Source organism: Nitrospira sp. T9, assembly GCF_052156535.1.
Lineage (GTDB): Bacteria > Nitrospirota > Nitrospiria > Nitrospirales > UBA8639 > Nitrospira_E.
On sequence record NZ_JBQKUP010000035.1, the window covers coordinates 176224 to 197263 of the forward strand.

At 50.6% G+C, this 21040-nt stretch carries 20 protein-coding genes; 15 read left to right on the top strand and 5 right to left on the bottom strand.

Annotated features, from left to right (window positions below; all coding sequences use genetic code 11):
- Window positions 1–80 precede the first annotated feature (80 nt).
- On the bottom strand, window positions 81–2876 hold the full coding sequence (locus ACTRXD_RS11205; RefSeq protein ID WP_442431892.1) for a PAS domain S-box protein: 2796 nt from the start codon (window positions 2874–2876) through the stop codon (window positions 81–83).
- 898 nt (window positions 2877–3774) lie between these two features.
- Here ACTRXD_RS11205 and ACTRXD_RS11210 point away from each other — a divergent pair.
- The 10 genes from ACTRXD_RS11210 (at window position 3775) to ACTRXD_RS11255 (ending at window position 11921) form a co-directional block, all read left to right on the top strand.
- Complete coding sequence (locus ACTRXD_RS11210; RefSeq protein ID WP_442431893.1) at window positions 3775–4437, top strand: superoxide dismutase family protein; 663 nt, start codon at window positions 3775–3777, stop codon at window positions 4435–4437.
- Window positions 4438–4924: 487 nt separating this feature from the next.
- Window positions 4925–5119: a hypothetical protein gene (locus ACTRXD_RS11215; RefSeq protein ID WP_442431894.1), complete on the top strand. Its 195-nt coding sequence runs from the start codon at window positions 4925–4927 to the stop codon at window positions 5117–5119.
- A gap of 25 nt (window positions 5120–5144) precedes the next feature.
- Window positions 5145–5582 carry a c-type cytochrome gene (locus ACTRXD_RS11220; protein ID WP_442431895.1) on the top strand — a complete coding sequence of 146 codons (438 nt, stop codon included), beginning with the start codon at window positions 5145–5147 and terminating at the stop codon, window positions 5580–5582.
- Between the two features lie 62 nt (window positions 5583–5644).
- Window positions 5645–6046, top strand: coding sequence for a c-type cytochrome (locus ACTRXD_RS11225; protein WP_442431896.1), 402 nt, complete (start codon window positions 5645–5647; stop codon window positions 6044–6046).
- 67 nt (window positions 6047–6113) lie between these two features.
- Window positions 6114–6317: a dodecin family protein gene (locus ACTRXD_RS11230; RefSeq protein WP_442431897.1), complete on the top strand. Its 204-nt coding sequence runs from the start codon at window positions 6114–6116 to the stop codon at window positions 6315–6317.
- A gap of 177 nt (window positions 6318–6494) precedes the next feature.
- On the top strand, window positions 6495–6938 hold the full coding sequence (locus tag ACTRXD_RS11235) for an archease (RefSeq protein ID WP_442431898.1): 444 nt from the start codon (window positions 6495–6497) through the stop codon (window positions 6936–6938).
- A gap of 85 nt (window positions 6939–7023) precedes the next feature.
- Complete coding sequence (locus ACTRXD_RS11240) at window positions 7024–8454, top strand: RtcB family protein (RefSeq protein WP_442431899.1); 1431 nt, start codon at window positions 7024–7026, stop codon at window positions 8452–8454.
- A gap of 74 nt (window positions 8455–8528) precedes the next feature.
- Window positions 8529–8912, top strand: coding sequence for a hypothetical protein (locus tag ACTRXD_RS11245; protein WP_442431900.1), 384 nt, complete (start codon window positions 8529–8531; stop codon window positions 8910–8912).
- Window positions 8913–8964: 52 nt separating this feature from the next.
- Complete coding sequence (gene ppsA, locus ACTRXD_RS11250) at window positions 8965–11400, top strand: phosphoenolpyruvate synthase (protein WP_442431901.1); 2436 nt, start codon at window positions 8965–8967, stop codon at window positions 11398–11400.
- A 206-nt stretch (window positions 11401–11606) separates the two neighbouring features.
- Window positions 11607–11921 (top strand): phosphoribosylpyrophosphate synthetase, encoded by a 315-nt coding sequence (locus tag ACTRXD_RS11255; RefSeq protein ID WP_442431902.1) that lies wholly within the window; start codon window positions 11607–11609, stop codon window positions 11919–11921.
- A 384-nt stretch (window positions 11922–12305) separates the two neighbouring features.
- Here the strand turns inward: ACTRXD_RS11255 and ACTRXD_RS11260 are convergent, their stop codons facing one another.
- The 3 genes from ACTRXD_RS11260 to ACTRXD_RS11270 form a co-directional block, all read right to left on the bottom strand.
- Window positions 12306–12629: a cupin domain-containing protein gene (locus ACTRXD_RS11260; protein ID WP_442431903.1), complete on the bottom strand. Its 324-nt coding sequence runs from the start codon at window positions 12627–12629 to the stop codon at window positions 12306–12308.
- A gap of 597 nt (window positions 12630–13226) precedes the next feature.
- Window positions 13227–15248 (bottom strand): CocE/NonD family hydrolase, encoded by a 2022-nt coding sequence (locus ACTRXD_RS11265; RefSeq protein ID WP_442432017.1) that lies wholly within the window; start codon window positions 15246–15248, stop codon window positions 13227–13229.
- A 44-nt stretch (window positions 15249–15292) separates the two neighbouring features.
- Complete coding sequence (locus ACTRXD_RS11270) at window positions 15293–16570, bottom strand: ATP-grasp domain-containing protein (RefSeq protein WP_442431904.1); 1278 nt, start codon at window positions 16568–16570, stop codon at window positions 15293–15295.
- 364 nt (window positions 16571–16934) lie between these two features.
- Here ACTRXD_RS11270 and ACTRXD_RS11275 point away from each other — a divergent pair, with 364 nt between their 5' ends.
- The 3 genes from ACTRXD_RS11275 to ACTRXD_RS11285 all read left to right on the top strand — a co-directional run bounded on the left by ACTRXD_RS11275 (window position 16935) and on the right by ACTRXD_RS11285 (window position 17902).
- The gene (locus ACTRXD_RS11275; RefSeq protein ID WP_442431905.1) at window positions 16935–17093 is read left to right on the top strand and encodes a hypothetical protein; all 159 of its coding nucleotides are present in this window, start codon (window positions 16935–16937) and stop codon (window positions 17091–17093) included.
- A 57-nt stretch (window positions 17094–17150) separates the two neighbouring features.
- Window positions 17151–17297, top strand: coding sequence for a hypothetical protein (locus ACTRXD_RS11280; RefSeq protein WP_442431906.1), 147 nt, complete (start codon window positions 17151–17153; stop codon window positions 17295–17297).
- A gap of 116 nt (window positions 17298–17413) precedes the next feature.
- A complete protein-coding gene (locus tag ACTRXD_RS11285; protein ID WP_442431907.1) occupies window positions 17414–17902 on the top strand; it encodes a hypothetical protein in 489 nt (162 codons plus the stop codon).
- A gap of 427 nt (window positions 17903–18329) precedes the next feature.
- On the opposite strand, the gene ACTRXD_RS11290 is transcribed toward ACTRXD_RS11285, so the two are convergent.
- On the bottom strand, window positions 18330–18770 hold the full coding sequence (locus ACTRXD_RS11290; protein ID WP_442431908.1) for a winged helix-turn-helix transcriptional regulator: 441 nt from the start codon (window positions 18768–18770) through the stop codon (window positions 18330–18332).
- 103 nt (window positions 18771–18873) lie between these two features.
- Between ACTRXD_RS11290 and ACTRXD_RS11295 the strand changes: the two genes are divergently transcribed.
- Together ACTRXD_RS11295 and ACTRXD_RS11300 are read left to right on the top strand one after the other, a co-directional pair.
- Window positions 18874–19200: a hypothetical protein gene (locus ACTRXD_RS11295; protein ID WP_442431909.1), complete on the top strand. Its 327-nt coding sequence runs from the start codon at window positions 18874–18876 to the stop codon at window positions 19198–19200.
- Between the two features lie 90 nt (window positions 19201–19290).
- Complete coding sequence (locus ACTRXD_RS11300; RefSeq protein WP_442431910.1) at window positions 19291–20943, top strand: RNA polymerase sigma factor RpoD/SigA; 1653 nt, start codon at window positions 19291–19293, stop codon at window positions 20941–20943.
- Window positions 20944–21040: the final 97 nt, after the last annotated feature.

The following is a 21040-nucleotide window of genomic DNA, read 5'->3' on the forward strand; positions in this document are numbered from 1 at the left end:
TCCCGTTTGGCCCCTGACGTCTTCCCCAGATGTCGCCAGGCTACCCACCAGAGGGATATAACAGAAGGGTGAAGACGCATTCACGTTTGGGAGCTTTCAGGAATTGAGACCATTACGGTAGTGCCATGGCCAGGCTGACTCTCCACCAACAGGGTTCCACCCATCAGACGAACCCGTTCTCTCATGCTGACAAATCCCAAACCTCGAGAAGGAAGCCCCTCCACCTCAAATCCTTTTCCATTGTCGCGAATTGAGAGAGTAATGTCCTGTCCTTGCCCCAAAACGAGATGGACTGCCGAAGCCTGAGCATGTCTTACCACATTTCGCAGGCTCTCCTGTGCCACACGGTACAGACATGTGCCCACCGCTTGGGAAATTCTTGATGCTCCTTCAGGCAACTCACACGTGACCGAGATCCCTTCCCACTTCTCAAAGTCTTCGCACAACGAGCGAAGAGCTGAGCTCAATCCAAGATCATCCAGGATTGACGGATGATATTGGTAGGCTAAACGCCGGATATCATCGGACAGATCCCCGACATTGGCATAGAGCTCATGAAGCTTTTGCGAGACAGGATGAATATCCGGAAGATCATTTTGTGCTGATTGCAGTTTCAAACTCATCAGCGCGAGCCGTTGATTGACATCATCGTGCAGATCACGGGATATACGCCGCCGCTCCTCTTCCTGCGCAGTCAGGAGTTGGGCAGCCAGTGAGCGAAGCTCCTGCTGTTGAATTTCCAGGCGCTGAGAGGCTTCCTGAAGAATGGTTTCCGCTTGTTTTCTTTGTGTAATATCCGTGGCAATTCCACAGAGCGCATAGGGCTTTCCTTTGGGAGTCGTCAACAAAAATTTAAACACATGTTCGGTGTGTATTCCATCCGAACGATCCGATATTTCATCGGATTCATAGGCCTGCCGGGTTTGAAGAATGATTTGATCAATTTCCCAAAACCGCGAAGCCCGTTCGGAGGAAAAAATTTGCATATCGGTTTTGCCCAAAATCTCCTTCTCAGACAGACCCGCATTCTTTTCGAACTGCCGATTGACCTTCAGATACCGGCCTTCAAGATCTTTGAGCCATATGGAGACCGGACTATGATCAAGAATCGCCTGAAGCTGCTCTTTGCTCTGTTGAAGCAGCTGTTCGGCTTGCCTGCGCCGGGTGATATCGGTGCCGGTCACAATAAAATATTCCACACCTCCGTTTTTTTTGTAGCTGGCGGTCGTGTTCCACTGAATCCAACAAAGCTGACGTGCCTTATCCAGAATGGCGGATTCAAAAGTGCAAGAGAACCGGCCTGTTTTGTAAGACTCGAGCACCTGTCTGGCTCCTTCTCTGTCTTCCTCTGAAGTTGTCAGGAGATTCCAGAATGGCTGTCCCTTCAAGTCTTGAAACGCGTGCCTGACCGTCTGCTCAGAAGCACGATTCATGCGAAGAATCCTCCATTGGGGGTCCAGGATGATCACCAGGGCTCCTGTCGTATTTAACACATTGGCAATGAACCGCTGTTCGTTTTTCAACGCTCTTTGCGCGTTCCGTTGTCCCGTGAGATTAATCCCTGTCACAATCACAAAGTCCACCCTACCCTGGTCGTCCTTGAGCACCGCATAAGACCACGCAATCCACCGCCGAATATTTTCCTTTGTGACCCAATAATTTTCCTGAAAAGTCGGGGCCTGGTCATGGAGAATGGCCTGAAAATATTCCTTCACCTCCTCCACCCCCACCATGGACGGTTGGAGTATATCCCAAATGAGCCTATGGCGGACTTCCTCAAATGCATACCCCGTCAGCCTTTCACAGGCGCGATTAAACCGGATGATCTGCCCCTGGCGATTCATGACAACCACCAAAGCACCGGCAGTATCCAAAATGGCTGTAATAAATTGCTGGTCTTTTTTCAGCATCTCCTGAGCGTGTCGACGTTCGGTGACGTCTCGTAGCACGACGGTGAAGAGCTTCTTGCCTTGTTCTTTAACCTGCACTTGTGAAATGGTCGCTTCGATAGGAAATTCCTCTCCGCTGGTCCGGAGTCCGAAAATCTCCCTTGCCGCACCCATCTGACGGAAGGGCTTCGGGTTCCGGCCAAATTGTTGAAAATGTTCCTGATGGACTGCACGAAATCGCTCCGGGATAAACCGGTCTATCGGTTGTCCAAGGGCGCTTGAGGCAGGACAACCAAACATGTTTTCCGCCGCTTTATTAAACAGGACAATTCGTTGACTTTCATCGATGGTCACGATGGCATCCATAACCCCGCCCATCACGACCGCCATCAAGGCCCTTTGCTCATCCTGCGCGCATTCGACTTGCTCTTGTATCGTGACATCCTGGACCGCGATTCGAAACACCCTTGTCATACTTGAAGGTTCCTTGGTCTCCAGACAGCCTTCTAATCGGACCTGACGGGGATTGTTGGAATGCTGCAGAGTGAGAAGATCGGAACAGTGCGTGCCCGGGGTCTGCCTCAGAAAATCCAAATACCGTTTAAACGCCCGTTGATCATCCGGGATGACATATTGTTCTAACTTCTTATTGAGGATATCTACCCGTGACACACCCACCAAATGGCAAAAAGTCAAATTGGCCTCCAGAATGCAATTATGGCCATCATCAAGGGTCACATATCCCATCGTTGAAAAATCAAACAATGCAGCATACCGATTACGTGTCACCTCAAGCTCTCGTTGGGCCTGACGCAACTCTTCGTTTTGCATTTCCAGTTCGATTTGATGGACCTGGAGTTCATGCACGAGGTGCTGGACCTCCTCCAGCGTCATCTTTTTTACCTGCTCGCGGGTGGTCAACAGCCCTGTCACAGCTTTTCGACGTAAAGGATGACTCCCTGTAGCTGGTTTGTTCTTTGGACTCATGCCTTTGCTTCTCACTTTGCGCGAAGGCGGATAGCAAGACTTGCCTTGCCTGTCTCAGCTAATGCCCGAGGGTTTTTATCGGACATCCACCCTCACTAAATTCTCGTCATGCCTATCCAACCAGGAATCCAGTTGTGACACGATTTCTTTCCAAAGATTTTGCCAATTGGGACGATGATTGCATTCATGGGCAAATCCATTGGTGACGTTCCGGCCCCTTAAAAATGGTCGAAAGAATGATGGGTGAGGTTCACCATCCATCAATTTAGGCTTATTTCAGATGTTAGTAAATCCTTTACTGCCTCAAATCCAACGATGGAAAAGCTAGCTGAGGGCCGGGAAATTTATAAGAATCAGGGATGATCTTGAATGGGGATGAAATCTGAGGATGTGATCGTGAAACTTTGGATTGCTCCGTGACAAAACTCCGAGGGGAGCCCATTTTGGGGAAAGCAATTTTCCTCTTCGGTTTTTCGGGAGGTCTTTGGGATTGCAATAGTTTTTTCCAATAGCCAGGGAAGTTTTCCCCCTAGGGGTAAATTTTGAAACACCTCGCCAAAACTTCAACTATAGGCATTTTGGCTCAAAAGGTACAGACCTTTCTGTCGCTGCCCCTCATTGACTCATCCTGCGACGCATGGCATCGGGTATTCATCTTTTTCAGTTTGCGATTTGGGTCCCCGCTTACCAGACCACGAGGATGACCGAGGCGCGACATGTCCTAACCGTCATGAAGGGTGAGTCATGAGCCTCTTACTAGGGTAATTTTTTTTATTTCCTAGGGCATACCCTAGTTCAAGCCATAGTGCCCTTAAGTTAGGCTAACCTCTTTAATTTCCCATTCGTCTGGGAACATTCTCAGATGGACCATTCTATTTTCTTCCCAGGGAGGTGTGTCATGAAGTCTTCATTCCTGTTCGGGGGGTTCGTTATCTGCCTTGCGATGGTTGGATTCGGTCACTCAGATGCGGATGCCAAGAGGCTTTTCAACAAGGGAGTCGAGAAGGCCACGGCCGAAATCGCCGGTTGTACCGATGCCGCTATTCAAGGAAGAGCGACCCTGAAAGAACGTTTCACCGAAGAAGGCATCAAGGAAGTGGAAGTTTCGATGGTTGTGAAGGGATTGTCGGATGGCAAACATGCGGTCCATATTCATGAAGCCGCTGCATGCAAACCATGTAGCGCGGCCAAAGGCCATCATGATCCAGGTGCCGTTGACCTCTACAGGGACACCGCCAATCCCAACGCACCGGACAGCCCTCATTTCAATCACCCGTTTCATATGGGAGACCTCGTGAATATTGAAGTCCGCAACGGGATCGGTGTCATGCATACCACCACGAGCCGTATTACCCTCTCAGAAGGGCGGCTCAGCATTTTTGATGAGGGTGTGGGAGCCGACGCAGGAAGTTCTTTCATCATCCATACCAACCCGGACCTCTATTGTGACCTGGTGGGCGAGAATGAATTCGTTGCGGGTTGTGCCGGTGGCCCCCGGGATGCCTGCGGCATCATCGAACCGGTCACTCGCCCTGATCGGCATGATCGGCATGATCGCTAACAAGCATCCGGTGTTGACGGGAATCCCACTCCATACGTCCTCTTCGATAGCCTGTTCCGGAGATATATTTTTCGTGTGTCGAATCTATCCCCGGTGAGGAAGACTGGGACCAACGGGTCGAAAGCCCTGGGGAAAGATGCCACAGTACCCAGGCAGTTCCACTGAAATTTGCTTCTTTCCCCGAACTTTTCTTCGCCGTGCTACGCCAGGTTAACTGTTTTTCCGGTTCAATGTTTCATCGCTGGTTATTTATGGTTTCGCCCATTCTCAATGGGATTGGGCACCCTTTCCCTGCCCAAATTCCTCAACATTCTTTCCGTTCTGAATCCATATTCCGGGTTTGGCATAAGGTTTGATAGATCCTCTTTATTATCGAATCAATGTTCGCCCTCGCTCACGATCTGAGACGGCATGGTTCGAGAGAGAGGTTAATACATTCATTGCTTTAGGAACATACATTAAGAATAAACTTATACCAGGAGGTGACATGATGGAATGTTCCCGCTGCCATGGGTTAATGGTCATGGATACCTGTCTGAATATGGAAAATATTTATAAGACTGTTTGGATTTATGAATGGCGATGTTTAAATTGTGGGGAAATCTTTGATTCGCAAACCCTATCCAATCGCAAAATCTCCCAATACAAATCCTCCCCCAAACATGCTCAAGAGGTTGCCTGAATGTTTCACACCAAAAGGATACTCCATGAATCATTTGCTTAGCCTTCTCCTGCGGAATGGAAGCCTCGCCTTGCTGATCCTGTGGATGGGAATGAGTTCGGGATGGGCTCAGGAGCAGGATGTCATAGCCGGAGGGAGGCAGCTCTTTCAAAAATTCTGCGTATCCTGTCATGGAACCCAGGCCAAGGGGGACGGTCCTCTTTCTGAATCTTTGAAGCCCAAGCCGGCGAATCTGACCAGGTTATCAGCCAACCATGGCGGGACATTCCCCTTTTGGCATGCGTATCGCACCATTGATGGACGACGCCAGGTTCCGGCCCATGGCACACGCGAGATGCCGGTCTTCGGGATTTGGTTCCGGATACCAGATGATGAGGTCTCGATTGAAACGGAGTGGGCCGATCAAGTTCGAGGCCGAATCTGGCAACTGCTGTCATATCTGGAATTTATTCAGGAGCCATGAGGATGAAGACTCTGATCGTCCATAGATGAACATCCCCACAGATAAGCGAGCAGGAGGACATCATGCATCAACCACACAAATACCTTGGGTTTCTCAGTTTCATCCTCATCATGGCCTGGCCCATACTGGCGTTCAGTCAGGAAGTTCCGGGAAATCCGCAAAACGGGAAAATCCTTTATGAAAAACATTGCATGAACTGCCATGGGCCCAAAGGATCCGGCGATGGACCTGACACCCAATTCCTGTTGGTCCAGCCCGCGAATTTTCACTCGTTGGAATCCCGATCAAAAACCGATTGGGAATTAATGAATGTGATCACCTTTGGAGCCGTCTTTTCTCCTATGCATGGGTGGTCGGCGCGTCTGACGGAAGATGAGCGCTGGGACGTCTTGCGATATATCAGATTCCTTGCCCCCTTTAATCCCATCGCCAAACTTCATCCTTCAACAGAGAGGCACGGATAACAGCTCAACCACTGTCTCCAGGCCAGTGGTTTATCATTCATTTTCACATTCAGAAGGAGGTTCAGCCATGTCAGACATGTTAAAAGTGATCGAAGTGTTAGCAGAATCAGACAAGAGCTGGGAGGATGCGGCTTCGTACGCCGTGACCAAAGCAGCCAAAAGTGTGCATGGCATTAAATCGATTTACATCAAGGATATGGAAGCCAAAGTGGAAAATAACAAGATCACCAAATATCGCATCAACGCCAACATATCTTTCATGCTGGATTAGCCAGAAACAAAAGGCCGATGGCTTTCTGCTCCTTGCCCTGCTGACCCATTCGGCAAGTCTGCCCTGAGCGCGGTCGAATGGGCTCAGGGCAAGGGCCACGGAAGGATCCGGCTGAGACATGGTACCGTCAACCTGGGCACAGATCCCTCGCTATATGCTCCGGATGACAACCGGGTCATGACACACATGAACGGCCTTGAGGCTTCAAGAGGGTGGGAACATTTTCCCCATGAGGCGGATATGGGGATTCGTGGTTTCGGAATCACCAAGCCCCAAGCCTTTGAACAGGCGGCCTTAGCTCTGACGGCTGTGGTGACGGATCCCCAACAGGTCGATCCTCAGATGGAGCGGCATTTCACCTGCGACGCGCCGGATGATGAATTATTACTGGTCGATTGGCTGAATGCCCTCATCTATGAAATGGCATGCGGCCACATGGTTTTTTGCCGGTTTAACGTCACGATCACGGATCATCACCTTACAGCCATTGCGCGCGGGGAACCAGTCGACCGTATGAAACATGAACCAGCCGTAGAAATCAAAGGGGCGACCTATACCGAGTTATCTGTCCGGCAGATTGAGGGAAACGGATGGGTTGCCCAATGTGTTGTGGATGTCTAATGTTGTGAGTGAAAAATCGCATGCATGGTGAGCCGACTATGTCAGGGCACCGATTGATCCACTCTTCTTTTTTGCGGCAAACCGTATGGACCTGAATCTCTTGTCCCGTGTGTCGGCATATGAGTGGCATATTCCTCAAAAGGGAACGATGCGCGTGCCGGGAATTATTTACGCGGATGAGTCACTCATTCGCGACATGGACATGAAGGTGTATGAACAGGTCGTGAATGTGTCCACACTCCCGGGAATTGTCCAAGCCTCGTTTGCCATGCCCGATGCTCACTGGGGCTACGGGTTTCCTATAGGCGGAGTGGCGGCCTTCGACCCTCAACAGGGAGGGGTGGTGTCTGCCGGCGGTGTGGGATTTGATATTTCCTGCGGCGTACGAGCCCTCTATACGGGTTTACGTGCGGACGATATTACTCCCGTCAAAGAAAAACTGGCGAACCTCTTATTTGCACAGGTGCCCGCAGGCGTGGGGAGTACCGGTCGATTGCATCTGAACCCCAAGGAAATGGATGACATGCTTGCCGGCGGTGCCCAATGGGCGGTCCAACGAGGCTATGGGACAGCGAAAGATTTATCGCACATTGAAGAGCACGGCTGCATGACCGGGGCAAAACCCGCCTACGTATCTGATCAGGCCAAGAAGCGCCAGCAGGACGAAATGGGCACGTTAGGATCCGGGAATCATTATTTGGAAATTCAGGAGGTCGTGGAAACCTATCACGATCCCATGTCGGAAAAACTGGGTATCCATGTCGGGGATATTCTGGTCAGCATTCATTGCGGATCTCGAGGGCTTGGGCATCAAATCGGCACCGAATACCTCAAGAAAATGGTGGTGGCGGCAAGCCAGTATGGCATTACGTTGCCGGACCGCGAATTGGCCTGTGCCCCGATCGACTCACCCTTGGGCCAGGAATATTTAGGGGCGATGCGGGCGGCGATCAATTGTGCCTTAGCCAACCGGGAAATCGTCACGCATTTAGTGCGTCAAGCCTTCTCGGAAATCTTTCCTCAGACGTCCCTCCCGCTGCTCTACGATGTGTCACACAATACCTGCAAAATGGAGGAGCATCAGATCGGCGGCCGGAGTCGGCGCGTCTTTGTCCATCGGAAAGGGGCCACGCGTGCGTTCGGTCCGGGACATGCCGCCATCCCTCCTGACTTTCAAGCCTTTGGTCAACCGGTCCTTATCGGTGGAACCATGGGAACAGCCTCCTATCTTCTGGTCGGAACGAAAGAGGGCATGGATCTGGCCTATGGGTCCGCCTGCCATGGAGCAGGACGCAGTATGAGTCGGCATCAAGCCACCCGCCAATGGAAAGGTCAGAGGGTGATTCAAGAATTAGCGGCTCAGGGAATCCTGATCAGAAGTCCATCCGCGCGGGGGGTCGCCGAAGAAGCGCCGGGTGCCTATAAAGACGTCACCGCCGTGGTCGATGCGGCTGAACAGGCGCACTTGGCCCGTAAGGTAGCGAAAATGCGCCCGTTAATCTGTATTAAGGGATAAGGGCCCGACCATCTCAAACGACTACAACCAGGACGTCGCATTGGCATCATTCATTAACACAAGGGGAATTTGTTATGGATCACGCTCAACGAGAACAGAGTCTTCTCAAGGTCTTGGAAGCCTTCACGAAAGGGTTGACCACCTTAAAGGAGGCGATTGCCCTCATCCATTCCGCGAACGATCAACTGCCGGCAGGCGAACCACGAAAAGCCATCCAACAAAAGATTGAAGAAGCGGAACGGACGATCCAGGTTGGTCATGCGGCCATGGGGCAATCCCTGGGCTTTCAACTCTGTCACTGCACATGGCCCCCTCAGGTGATGGCCAGCAGCCACTATTCAAACGAAACGAAGGTTGAACAATTCACCTGTCCCAATTGCGGGAAAAAACTTTCGCTTTCCGGTCGTCAGGCACCCGGTACGGCAATGACCGCCTTCGACCCTTACGATGTGTATTAAGTAACCATGCCGTTTTACTGGTTTTGAAATATAAAAAAGGAACGTCATTGGTATGAAACCTCCTGCCTCACCACCTCAATCCTACATCCTCTGGTTTGAAGAAATTGGCTTACAGGATATCAGTCGAGTGGGAGGCAAAAATGCCTCTCTTGGCGAAATGTACCGCGAGCTCACTCCCCAGGGGGTCAGGATTCCCAACGGTTTCGCCATCACGGCTGAGGCCTATCGCTATGTGCTTCGTGAGGCCGGGCTCGACACCAAAATCAAACAGATCCTGGGCGATCTGGATACCGGGGATATGTCCAACCTCCGTCAACGAGGGCGACAAATCCGGCAGGCGATTATTGGGGCCACCCTTCCTCCAGCATTGGAACAGGCCATCGAAGAGGCCTATGACCGACTGAGTACCCAATCAACCGAAGGAGCCGACGTCGCCGTACGAAGCAGTGCGACAGCGGAGGATTTACCAGATGCCAGTTTTGCCGGACAACAAGAAACCTATCTCAATGTTCAGGGCCATCAGGCGCTCCTTGAAACCTGCAAGCGATGCTTTGCGTCGTTGTTCACCGACCGGGCTATTTCCTATCGAGTCGATAAGGGGTTCGACCATCTCCAAATCGCCCTGTCTATCGGGGTGCAACAAATGGTGCGTTCCGATCTGGCCTCCGCAGGCGTGCTCTTCACGATTGATACGGAAACGGGATTCCCCGATGTTGTTCTGATTAACGCCTCCTATGGGCTTGGGGAAAATGTCGTGCAAGGCGCCGTTAATCCTGATGAGTATTATGTCTTTAAGCCCACCCTCAAGCAGGGGTTTCAGCCGATTCTTCATAAAATTGCGGGAAGCAAGGAATTCAAACTGATTTATGATATCGGAGGGAGCAAGATGGTCAAAAACGTGCCGGTCTCCCCTGATGACCGAAACCGTTTTGCCATGAACGATGAGGAAATTCTGACGTTGGCCCGATGGGGTTGCCTCATTGAAGACCATTACAGCGGAAAGAAAGGCCGAGCCTGTCCCATGGACATCGAATGGGCCAAAGACGGACAGACGGGTGAGCTGTTTATTGTTCAAGCCCGGCCCGAAACGGTTCAGTCCAGAAAAGATCCCGATGTGATGGAAACCTATCACCTGACCAAGCGGGGACAGGTTCTCATTCAAGGCCGGAGCGTGGGAGAGAAAATCGGTCAGGGCCCGGTTCGGGTAATCACCCATGTCCAACACCTTCAGGACTTTCGAGAAGGAGACGTGTTGGTTACGGACAAAACCGATCCTGACTGGGAACCGATCATGAAAAAAGCGTCGGCCATCGTAACCAATCGAGGAGGACGGACCTGCCATGCGGCGATCGTCAGTCGGGAACTCGGTCTTCCGGCCATCGTCGGGGCAGAGCGGGCGACCGACGCCCTCAAGAACGAGCAATCGGTGACGGTGTCTTGTGCGGAAGGTGACACCGGGTTCGTCTATGAAGGCCGGCTCCCATTTGATGTCGAGCGGGTTTCTCTGAAAAATTTGGGTCATGCCCGCACCAAAGTCATGATGAATATCGGAAATCCTGAGGAAGCCTTTTCGCTTTCCGGTATTCCCAATGACGGCGTCGGGTTGGCTCGCCAAGAATTTATTATCAGCACCTTCATAAAAATCCATCCCTTGGCGTTGCTGGAGTATAGCCAAATAAAGGATGCCGGCGTGAAAGCTGAGATTGATCGTCTCACCACTGCGTATCCCGACAAAAAACAATACTTCATCGACAAACTCGCTCAAGGGGTCGGCATGATCGGGGCAGCCTTTTACCCCAAAGACGTCATTGTCCGCATGAGCGACTTTAAGTCGAATGAATATGCGAATTTAATTGGCGGCAGGGCTTATGAACCGACAGAGGAGAACCCCATGCTCGGATTTCGTGGCGCGTCCCGCTACTACGATCCCCGTTACCGGGACGGCTTTGCCTTAGAATGTCAGGCCATGAAAAAAGTCAGGGAGGAGATGGGGCTCACCAACGTGAAGCTGATGATTCCCTTTTGCCGGACCGTTGAGGAAGGCAAAAAGGTTCTCGAGGAAATGGCCAAGCAGGGACTGAAACGTGGCGACAAGGACCTGGAAGTCTATGTGATGTGCGAAATTCCGAGTAACGTGATTCTAGCGGAAGAATTTGCCGGGATCTTCGATGGGTTTTCCATCGGCTCAAATGATTTGACACAGTTGGTGCTGGGCGTGGACCGGGATTCAGAAATCGTGGCCCATGTCTTTGATGAGCGTAACCCCGCAGTCAAAACATTCATTGCCCAGGTCATAAAGGCCGCGAAAACCAAAGGGCGGAAGATCGGCATCTGCGGTCAGGCCCCCAGTGACTATCCCGAGTTTGCGCAGTTCCTCGTGGAGCAGGGCATCGACAGCATCTCCCTGAATCCCGATGCCGTCCTCAAAACCACGGTCAAAATTCTGGAAATGGAACAGACTTTAGATAAGAGTTCTGTAAGAACGTGAGGTCTTGTCCTTTACTATGATCCGTAAATTCCCGCCGGGATTCGCCTCATCGGTTCCATTCGGTCATCGTTGGGCTCGGCAGTTTTCCTCGAAGCGGATGATGGGCTTCGGTATTCGAACTTCCGGCATTATCCGAAAAAGTTAACCACGAACGGGGTTGCCACTCTCTCACGTACCCACTCAAAGAGAAAGGAGCCATAAACACCATGTCGCATCCTGAATATATGACAATGACCGAGGCGTTAAAGGGATTAAGGAGCCGGGGCTATACCACCAATTTTGCCTTTCTTCACCATGCCTTTTGTGCAGTCGAAAGCGGAAACACGTTCAAACCGGAAGAACTCACAATTCGTGAGCATCATCGGTTTGAAGGGGTCAGTGATCCCGATGATGAGTCGGTGGTGTATGCCGTCGAAACCCATGACGGTCTGCGAGGAACCATCGTCGATGCCTATGGCATTTACGCTAATTCCGAACTTGAGGCATTTTTAGAAAAGGTCCACATGCGAGAAGAACGGTAACCGTTTGTGCGAGGAGAATGACCGGCCCATTCGAACTTCATTCGGGTGAATCGCTTGGACTTCCGCTGTTCCACTCAGGGTCATTCCTATCTGCACCAGTCTCTCACAGACCATTCCGGTTTTTTTTGTAGATGATGCCTCCCTTTCAGCCCGGACAGCGGATCTTTTTTTCACTCGAATGAGTGACGCAATGGACCATAGGGAATATGACATTCTGACATTCAAAACATCTCCATTGCTGATGCAGGATTAGCACGCATTGGGACTGTGCACCACAACAGGACCGACTTAGGATGGTTGCCCTTCTCAGGAGTGTCAACTCACGTTGACAAAGGGATCGGTCATCTATTTCCAGACTTGTCCAGGAGGAGCCATTCAGACTCATTAGGCGACGGGATCGTATATCATTAAGATTGTCACTCCATTCTCCGTAGTCATCGGAGGGATATCAATGTGCGCAGGTATCATTCGATAACAGCCCTGGCCAAAAAGCTTGCCATCCGATTCATACTGCCCCTGCAGGATATAATGTTGGACGATCCCGCGATGCCCGTGGGGGATAATCTCGCCTCCAGGTGGAATTCGTACGAGCATGGCTCTGGCTCCCGTCGATGGATCATCACGCAACATTTTTCCGTCGGCCGGACCAGGAAATCCCCGAATTTCGGCCCAATTGATGTAATCAGTATGATGAATGATTTCTTCCATAAATGACCCTCCACAATATTTTTTTCATCTTCTATGAAATAAACTTACCCGGATACCCCCAGAATTCTGTCAATCTCATCTCTGTCCATCCTTCCGGCTCTGGCCCCGGTATCCCGGGGAGGTGGAATCGTTTTCCGAATACTATCCGAAGTCGAATTTATCGTCGAAGCCGATTGCCTGAGCCCCAAGGTCGCCGGGAGATAGGGGTTTCTCCCTCTCCATCAATCGGACCTGGAATACAGCGACACATGCGATAGCCCATGGCCATCTTCTATTCTACAAGAAACTCTGCGCCTTAGCTCAACTCCGGCCGGCCCTATAAGAGATCATGGCGAGTGATATTGGACGCGATTCCCACCAGCTCATTCAATTTTTCCCTGGTGGGTCTGTTCAAAAAAGTCCGTCCAGTCCTGCCCTGAGTCATGCCGAAGGGAAGGCCGCAGCCGTTTTTACGCGCGGAGCGTACGCGTAGTACGTGAGCACGGAAAAATGGCGAGAACGCCGCTGGCGGCTTTTTTCAACAGACCCTTAATCGGCTTCGCTTGCCTCCGGTACAGTAGGGGCACCTAAGCGTATTAGCACCGCCGACGTACTCACCTAAATAAAATCGCGGGGAATGGTGGTATCCCAGCTTTGGCAGTAGACGCGCTTATCCCCTTCGTAGGCATCCAGGTCGGCGAGAAGATGAAAGTGGGTGGGAGAAGAAGTGAGGATAGTGCGGGTGATAGTCTTGACTGCCCAGTCTTTCCGTTTGAACCCACGGACACACCAGGTCTCCCCTTTCACGGATGAGAAATCATCCGCCTGATAGGTATACGTTTCGACCGTTTTGTTTTGTACCTCCAGGTCAATATCATCCAGACGGTAAACGCCTTTGTCGTTGATGACTTCCAAGGTCGATTTATCCTTTGCCAAATCCCGAATGACTCGCCAATTGTGATGTTCCGGTTCGATTAGGGTCTTCGCAAGAGGCCGAGCACCTTCCGGGACTTCAAAGGCAGGAAGTTGTGCATCCAATTTTTCCGACTGCCGTATGGGTAAAGACACACTACTGGCCCCGGTATAGATGGTGAGCCGGACAGGTTCGGGAGGTGGCCAGGCCAGAGGCCAGTACGATGTGGATAGCGAGAGGCGCAGACGGTGCCCTTTCGGAAAAACTTGTGCGACGTGGTTGAGCTGCACCCGAACCCGATACCGTTCCTCCGGCTTCACGTACTCGGGATGTTCACTGCTGTTTCGATGCGTCAGATTGAGCAACCCGTAGGTCACCCGGGTCGCCCTATCATCCTCTGCCACATCGGACAGACGCACGGCCACCATAGCAATGGGTGTATTGGCCTGCAGATCAAGCTCTACCACAGGCGCCCCCAGGATCTCTATGGTCTCTTCAAGAAAGGCACTGTCAAACACCAGAGCCCCCCCATCTTCTTCCCGTTGATCATGGGCCAAGTCTGGGCCAGCCGCATAGGAACACCATTTTCCGGCGAATAATCCCACACTCAGCGGAGACTGAATCCTGAGAGGATTCTCCGGAACAGGCTCATCAGGCTCTCCTATTCTCCCAACCGCCAGAGGATATTTTCGAGGAAGAATGGAAGGGGAAGGCCAGGTAGGCTCGCCAATCCAGCGTCCAGGTCGCTCATCATAATAGGTCGTGGGAGGAACGCTTTCCTGCATCCAAACCCGCAGCATCGGCTCCTCCATCATGCCCGTTTCAATCTCTTTCAGCCATTGATCCCACCAGCGTAAGGACTCCTGAAGGAATCCGATGGCAGGACCCGGTATTCCCAAATGGGGATATTTGTGGCTCCATGGACCAATCAGGCCTCTTCGCGGAACTTTCAGACCAGCTAACAGCCGAAACACCGCATTGGAATATCCGTCCGCCCACCCGCTGACGGCCATCACCGGACAGGTGATCGCCGAAAAATCTTCACAAATCGATCCCTGCTTCCAGTAGTCATCGCGCCGCTGATGTCGCAGCCAGGTCTCCAGCCAGAGGCCGCTCCCCTTGAGCCGCTCCATCCAGAGTTCTCTCCACCGTTCTCCGGCCACTACCGGATCGGGTGGGCAGGCATTATAGGCGAACATCGTAGACGCCCAGGACAAATTATCTCCCAAAAGACACCCGCCCATATGATGAATGTCATCGGCATAGCGATCATCGGTGGAACATACGGTAATAATGGCTTTCAGTTCCGGCGGGCGATAAGCAGCAATCTGCAACCCATTGAATCCGCCCCAGGAAATTCCCATCATGCCTACAGCCCCCGTGCACCATGGTTGTTGAGCGATCCATCGGATTACTTCTATGCCATCCAGCTGTTCCTGCTCCAAATACTCGTCGGTCAACACCCCTTCGGAGTCCCCGCTTCCCCGCAAATCCACGCGCACGCAAGCATAGCCATGGCCAGCAAAATACGGATGGGTAATGGAATCGCGATAAGCCGTCCCATCACGTTTCCGATAGGGGATATATTCCAAAATCCCGGGCACCGGTTTCTCCTCGGCACTCTCCGGCAGCCAGATGCGCGCCGCCAGGCGAACCCCATCCGGCATGGGAATCCAGGTGTTTTCAATCTCACGAATTTGACAGAGGAAGGACGTGACGGTTTTCAACGCGACAGTCATGGAGGATCAAAGGAGGCGGTTGTGCCTCCAACCTAAGAGGGAGAATATTCGAATTTCAAATATTCCTGACATGTTCGAGAACGCTCCAGGAGCTCATGCTCATTCGCTGCCCCCAGACAGACATAGCCTAATTCATAACTATAGCTTTCCTGGTTGGGCAACTCTGACAGTCGCATCCCTTCCTTTACATGAATATTGACGAGGGTCCCGGGAAACCGCTCTTTCACCAGTTGAATCTCTTTTTCACCCGGAACATGCTTCAGGACCGCATCTTCATGAGCCCGAAGAAAAATTTTCCCCGCACACCCCCACTCCCCCTGCCTATGCGGAAATTCAGGTCTCTTACCAAGTGCCAGATCAATCATGACCTCATGATGAGATGCGCCGTCGACTTTTCGAAAAACATCGCAATGCGATTGAGAGATACGAGGATTGATTTCCAGCAGCCAGGTACGGTCATGGGGTTCATCGTAAAAGAACTCCATGTTGAAGGGAGCCTGGTCATACTTTAGATGTGTCATAATTTTTTGAGCGACGTGCACCATTCGGTTTTGTATACGTTTGGGCAATTGCGAGGGATATTGGTATCGGGCAAATGTGGAGCGATTGGACTCCCTGATGGAATCAATCACACCATAGACCTCGACTTCCCCCTGATACACATATCCTTCAAGCGTGCATTGCCGTCCTGAAACAATGGATTCAGCGATACACCAGTCCCCACCAATACCCGCAACAGATAGAGGCAAAACAACCTGGTCGAGAAAATAATTGAAGGGCTCGGCAAAATGGGAAATTTTTTGCTGAATGATCTCAATGGCTTTCACAAATTCCTTGTCATTATGAATACGGAATCCCAATTGCGAGGCAAACGCTTTAACCGGCTTCATCCAATATGGAAAAGCCAAATCGACCATGGACCGTGGATTGGTCTCAAACGGGTTGACCGCACAGAACTTCGGGATATCCGTGAGTACCTGCTGTTGCTCCACCCGGCTCCAATACTTGTGTTCACATTTCAAGACACTCTCAAAGGTCGGACCCGGCAACCTCATCTTCTGATTCAGAAACGGGACGAGGCAGGTCGTGGGGAAATCCCAATATCCCACGATCCCATCAATGGTCCCCGTAAACTGTTTCAGCTTTTTTTCGGCTGTTCCAAGCAATTCATCGGGATCGTAGTGTTCCCGCCTCTTCACCTCCTGAACCGATAGCAGGGAATGAAATTCATAGGATTTGTTCAACCCGATCGGCTTGAGCAGGGCCAGGTTAAACTCATCCAGCCCGATCACAAAAATATTTTTGGACATCGACATTCTTTCCGGGAGCACATTATAGGGTTAATAGCAAACAGGGCGTTGGAACACCGATCGCTCTTTCCCCCAGCGAAACTCAAAAGGTCCTTTAACCTGATACAGCCAGATATTTCATGGGGCTGGTGTCCAATAGTACCTAATTTTTCAGGCGTGTTGCCATCAGTCCAGACCCATCCCACCAGAGAGTACCCTTGAACCATCCGAAATACTTTCAAATGCCTTGCAAAGGCACTTTTAAGTAACTACTTTACTTTAGTAACTAGTTACTTATCTTAACTTACAAGAAGGCCGTGGTAAAAATGGTTATAATTTAACTGAAGGTGACAAAATGGGAGAATGCGAACGCTGCAAAGGATTCATGGTGAGAGACAGTATTTTTAACGTAGACGGACAATTTTTAGAAATTGAAATGGGAAGATGCCTCAATTGCGGCCATGTCGTTGATCTCACTCTTCTGAAAACCCGTCAAGTGGAAAAGAGTCGCGTGCCAGCTAAGCAAGAAGAGGTCCTGGTCTAAACACCTTATTTGTATCGATTCGATTTGGTCTCATGAAAACAGGAAAGGGAATTGCCGATGGCAGAAATTTTCGGAGAACTTAACTTTCAGTACTTTCTCATGGGCATGATCCTGGCCGGATTCTATAGCGGACAGTGCTTGGCAGCCAGGATGATCCCGTTATTCAGGCGGAGACTGACGCAACATCCCAATGGATGCCGGTGATTAGTGTGCCTAAAAACATCGCCCTTCATGAATTCGACCAAGAAGGAAAATTCATGTATTTTGGGTAAATCAATTTCTGCAGGAATCTGCCCGCTAAAAGGGAGGGAATGATGAACATGATTCGTCCGACTATCCAACATAGAATCCACCGGCTCGGCGGACTACTTGCTCACATTGGCCAGGGGGCGATGGTGAGCATGATCTTGGCTTTCTCGTTGGGAACCCCCTATCTGCTTCATGCTGAAACCGCTCCTCAGGCCATGACCAAAGAACAGGCCATAAAATTGGGAGAAGACTTCGGCATCATCGTCGGAGAAGTGGACGAAGAAATACGGGATTTTCTGGGCTTAGAGCGCGCAAAAGGCGTGGTCGTCTTTGAGGTGATCGGGGGAAAACCTGCGGCCCTTGCCGGCATAAAACCCCGGGCACTTATCAAGGAAATCAATTCTGTCGAGGTGACCACCCTGGAGGATTTCGGCCTGGCTCTGCAGGACGCGTTGCCCACAGAAAATTTTTCCGTGGCAACCTATGAACCGTCTGACCCCGACAACCAGGGCATCAGCGGCGGAATTAACTTTCACTTTGTCCGAGTTGAAAAAAGTTAAACCGGCTAGCGTTCATTTCCGAAATCGGGAGCGGACTTTACACTTCAAAAACCGAAGTTGGCGGGATTGTTAAAACAAGAGAAGTACCTTCCTATCCAGATTCCTTCATTTCTCTCCCTTTCGACTTAATCGGCTGCAGTCCTTTTTCGTCCGGGAGAATCCTCAGCTCAGGAAAATTTCCCGCGAAAGCTGTTCGAGTCTGGCCGAACATGCATTCCCTCCATTGGCGGTAGATCACCTTTCCACGACAGTCAAAGCCCCGGACGATATAACGCAATCCTTCCAGCAATTGATTGGGTGAGGAGGATTACTGGGCAAATGACTTTCAGACTGATTTAACGAAGAGTTGTCTCACATTCCCGTGGGAAATTCCCATGTCCCGTTGAATGCCAAGACCAAAACAATCTTTGGCGAAAACCATGTTCACCTAATTTTTCCGTTCAGTTTTTCCTTTTTGGGAGGGAGGAATCCTGGAATATTGAGCTACCGCTTTTCTATCTTTTGTGTCTTTCCCCTGAATGTTGGTGTTTGCGGTCTTTTTGGTCTCGAGATCCTGCCATCGTCCGGCCAATGTATTAATTTGATCAAGAATCGTGGTGAGTTCCCGGCCTTCTGTCGTGAGCCCATAAGTCACCTGGGGAGGAATGGTCGGGGCTTGGTGACGAAAGATAATTTCAGCCTTCTCCAACGATCGCAATCGCTCCGTCAACATTTTTGAGGAAATACCCGGCATTTGGCGCTTGAGCTGGCCAAAACGGGTTTCACCATTGTTATGCAGGCGGCAGAGGATGTAAATCGTCCACGGTCCGGCAAGAACACGAAGAAGAGAATCCAACGGACATCCGAAGGAACTGGGAGGCAATTTCATGGTTACTTTTTAGTACCTACTTTACTTTTGTAACTAGTTACTTATCATAACTAGCATGGGGTCAAGGTGCAAGTTAATGCTTCCAAAGGGAGGAAATAATTTCATGACAACTGAACAGATGGCTGCAGAGATGATGAAATGCCAACGGTGTAAAGGGCTATTAGTACGAGATAGCATTTATAATCTCGACGGGCAGTTTCACCATCTGGAAGTATTGAGGTGCCTCAACTGCGGAGAAACGGTAGATACGACCATTCTCAAAGCCCGCGGAATGAAAAATGACCAGTGGGAAAAAGGAACTCCAGTTTGCCTCAGGGCACGTCAATTGAAGGAAATGTTCGACGGGATCCGGTTGTGGAGCACAACCCTGAATCCAAACTGGAAAAGAGACCGGAATAAAAGGATTTTCGGATATGGGCGTGAAGAATGAGTGGAATGACCAGTGTGAAGAATTTGCATCCTGCGCCAAGACCGATCCGGTTGCGAGTAATTATTGTGCGCAAGAGAAAGCGGGATCACCATGGCATCAAGTGAATTATTACATCAACCCTTACAACGCTCGGGAAAGAAAAAACGGGTCTTGAAAAATTACTCCCTCCAGCAGGATGGCCTGATGCATTCCTCCGGTACTTCTCTGGAATCATCAGCCTCACTTCAGTCTTATCGCTCACCTTTTGAGGAAGGGGTCCGAAAGACCGGCAATAAGATAGCAGACTCCTATCCTGACGAATTCATGGAACCCACCCATCAATATCAGGAAGACCCCGTCACCGCCAACATGACGATTCCTCTCTTTTTGAAAGACATTGGTCGGGTTCCGCTGTTGACACGAGATACCGAGTTCCAGCTTGCTCAACAGATCAAAGAGGGGACCAATAACTTAGTCGTGACCCTTTTCAGTTTACCCGTCATCCTTGTTCGTCTCCTTGCGCTTCGAGATCAATTGCACAACGGAAACCTCCGTGTCAGTGATCTGGTCATCATGAGTTCCGCAACTGGTCCAGAAGGCGAAACCCCCGCATCCGAAACCCGACACGAGGCAGGACAAAATTTTCACAAGACCCTCAAGCATCTTGATGCGATCGCCCGGTTAGCCAAACCATTTCTGTCCCATTTTGCGCAACGTCTGGCCAGGCATGATTCCGCACCAGATAATTTCCGTACTTCTGCCTCCTTTAAAAAACCTATTCAACAATTGATAAAAAGAATAGATGCCCTGAACTTGCGCCCCGACGTACAGGAAGCCCTGATTCAGGGAATTCAAAAGATTAAAGAAGAAATTCTCACTCACCAACGGGTCCTGGAAACCAGCGGCAGCAAACAACCCGGGAATGCCTCCAGAAACGCTCTGGCACGTATTCGGGAGATCGAAACGTCTCTTATTTTGATGCCGCACCTGGAATTTTTGCATTCATGTGAAATCCTTGAACAGACCGTCGCCCAGGTTCATCAGGCAAAAGCCAAAATGGTTGAAGCCAATCTGCGATTAGTCGTGAGTGTGGCCAAGCACTACACGAACCGCGGATTACATTTTTTGGATTTAATCCAAGAGGGCAACATTGGGTTGATGAGAGCGGTCGATAAATTTGATTATGCACGTGGCTATAAGTTTAGCACCTATGCCACATGGTGGATTCGACAGGGCATCACCAGAGCCATTGCCGAAAAAGGGAATACTATTCGAAGGCCAGTACATATCTATGAGATTACCCAAAAAATCAAGAAGACCTCACAGCATCTTACTCAACGATTGAGACGAACGCCCACTCTTCAAGAACTGGCGGAAAACACCGGGCTACCGATTGCCAAAGTGCAAGGAATCTTGGAGGGCTCCTATGATCCCGTTTCCCTGGACTCCCCGATGGATGAACAGGGTGAGGGCACACTCGGAGATATTCTTGAGGATCACGAAGCGCCTTCGCCGTTAAAGATTTCGGAGGAATACAGCTCGAAGGCTGCCATCTCCCGCCTCCTTAAAGCGCTGAACCCGCGTGAAGAACGCATTCTTCGCATGCGGTTTGGTATTGGATACGACGAAGAATCCACATTGGAAGAAATCGGACAAACCTTAGGGGTCACTCGAGAACGGATCCGGCAGATCGAAACCATTGCCTTAAAAAAATTGCGGGAACCAATTGTTCGACAACAATTGGAGAGTTTACTAAACAATTAAGCGTCTTAATTTCGTTTAAGCGTCTTGGTTTCGTTTGACACCTGACCAATGTTTTTATCCAAGGGGGAAAGACATACACCTGTCACTTCCTAAAGAC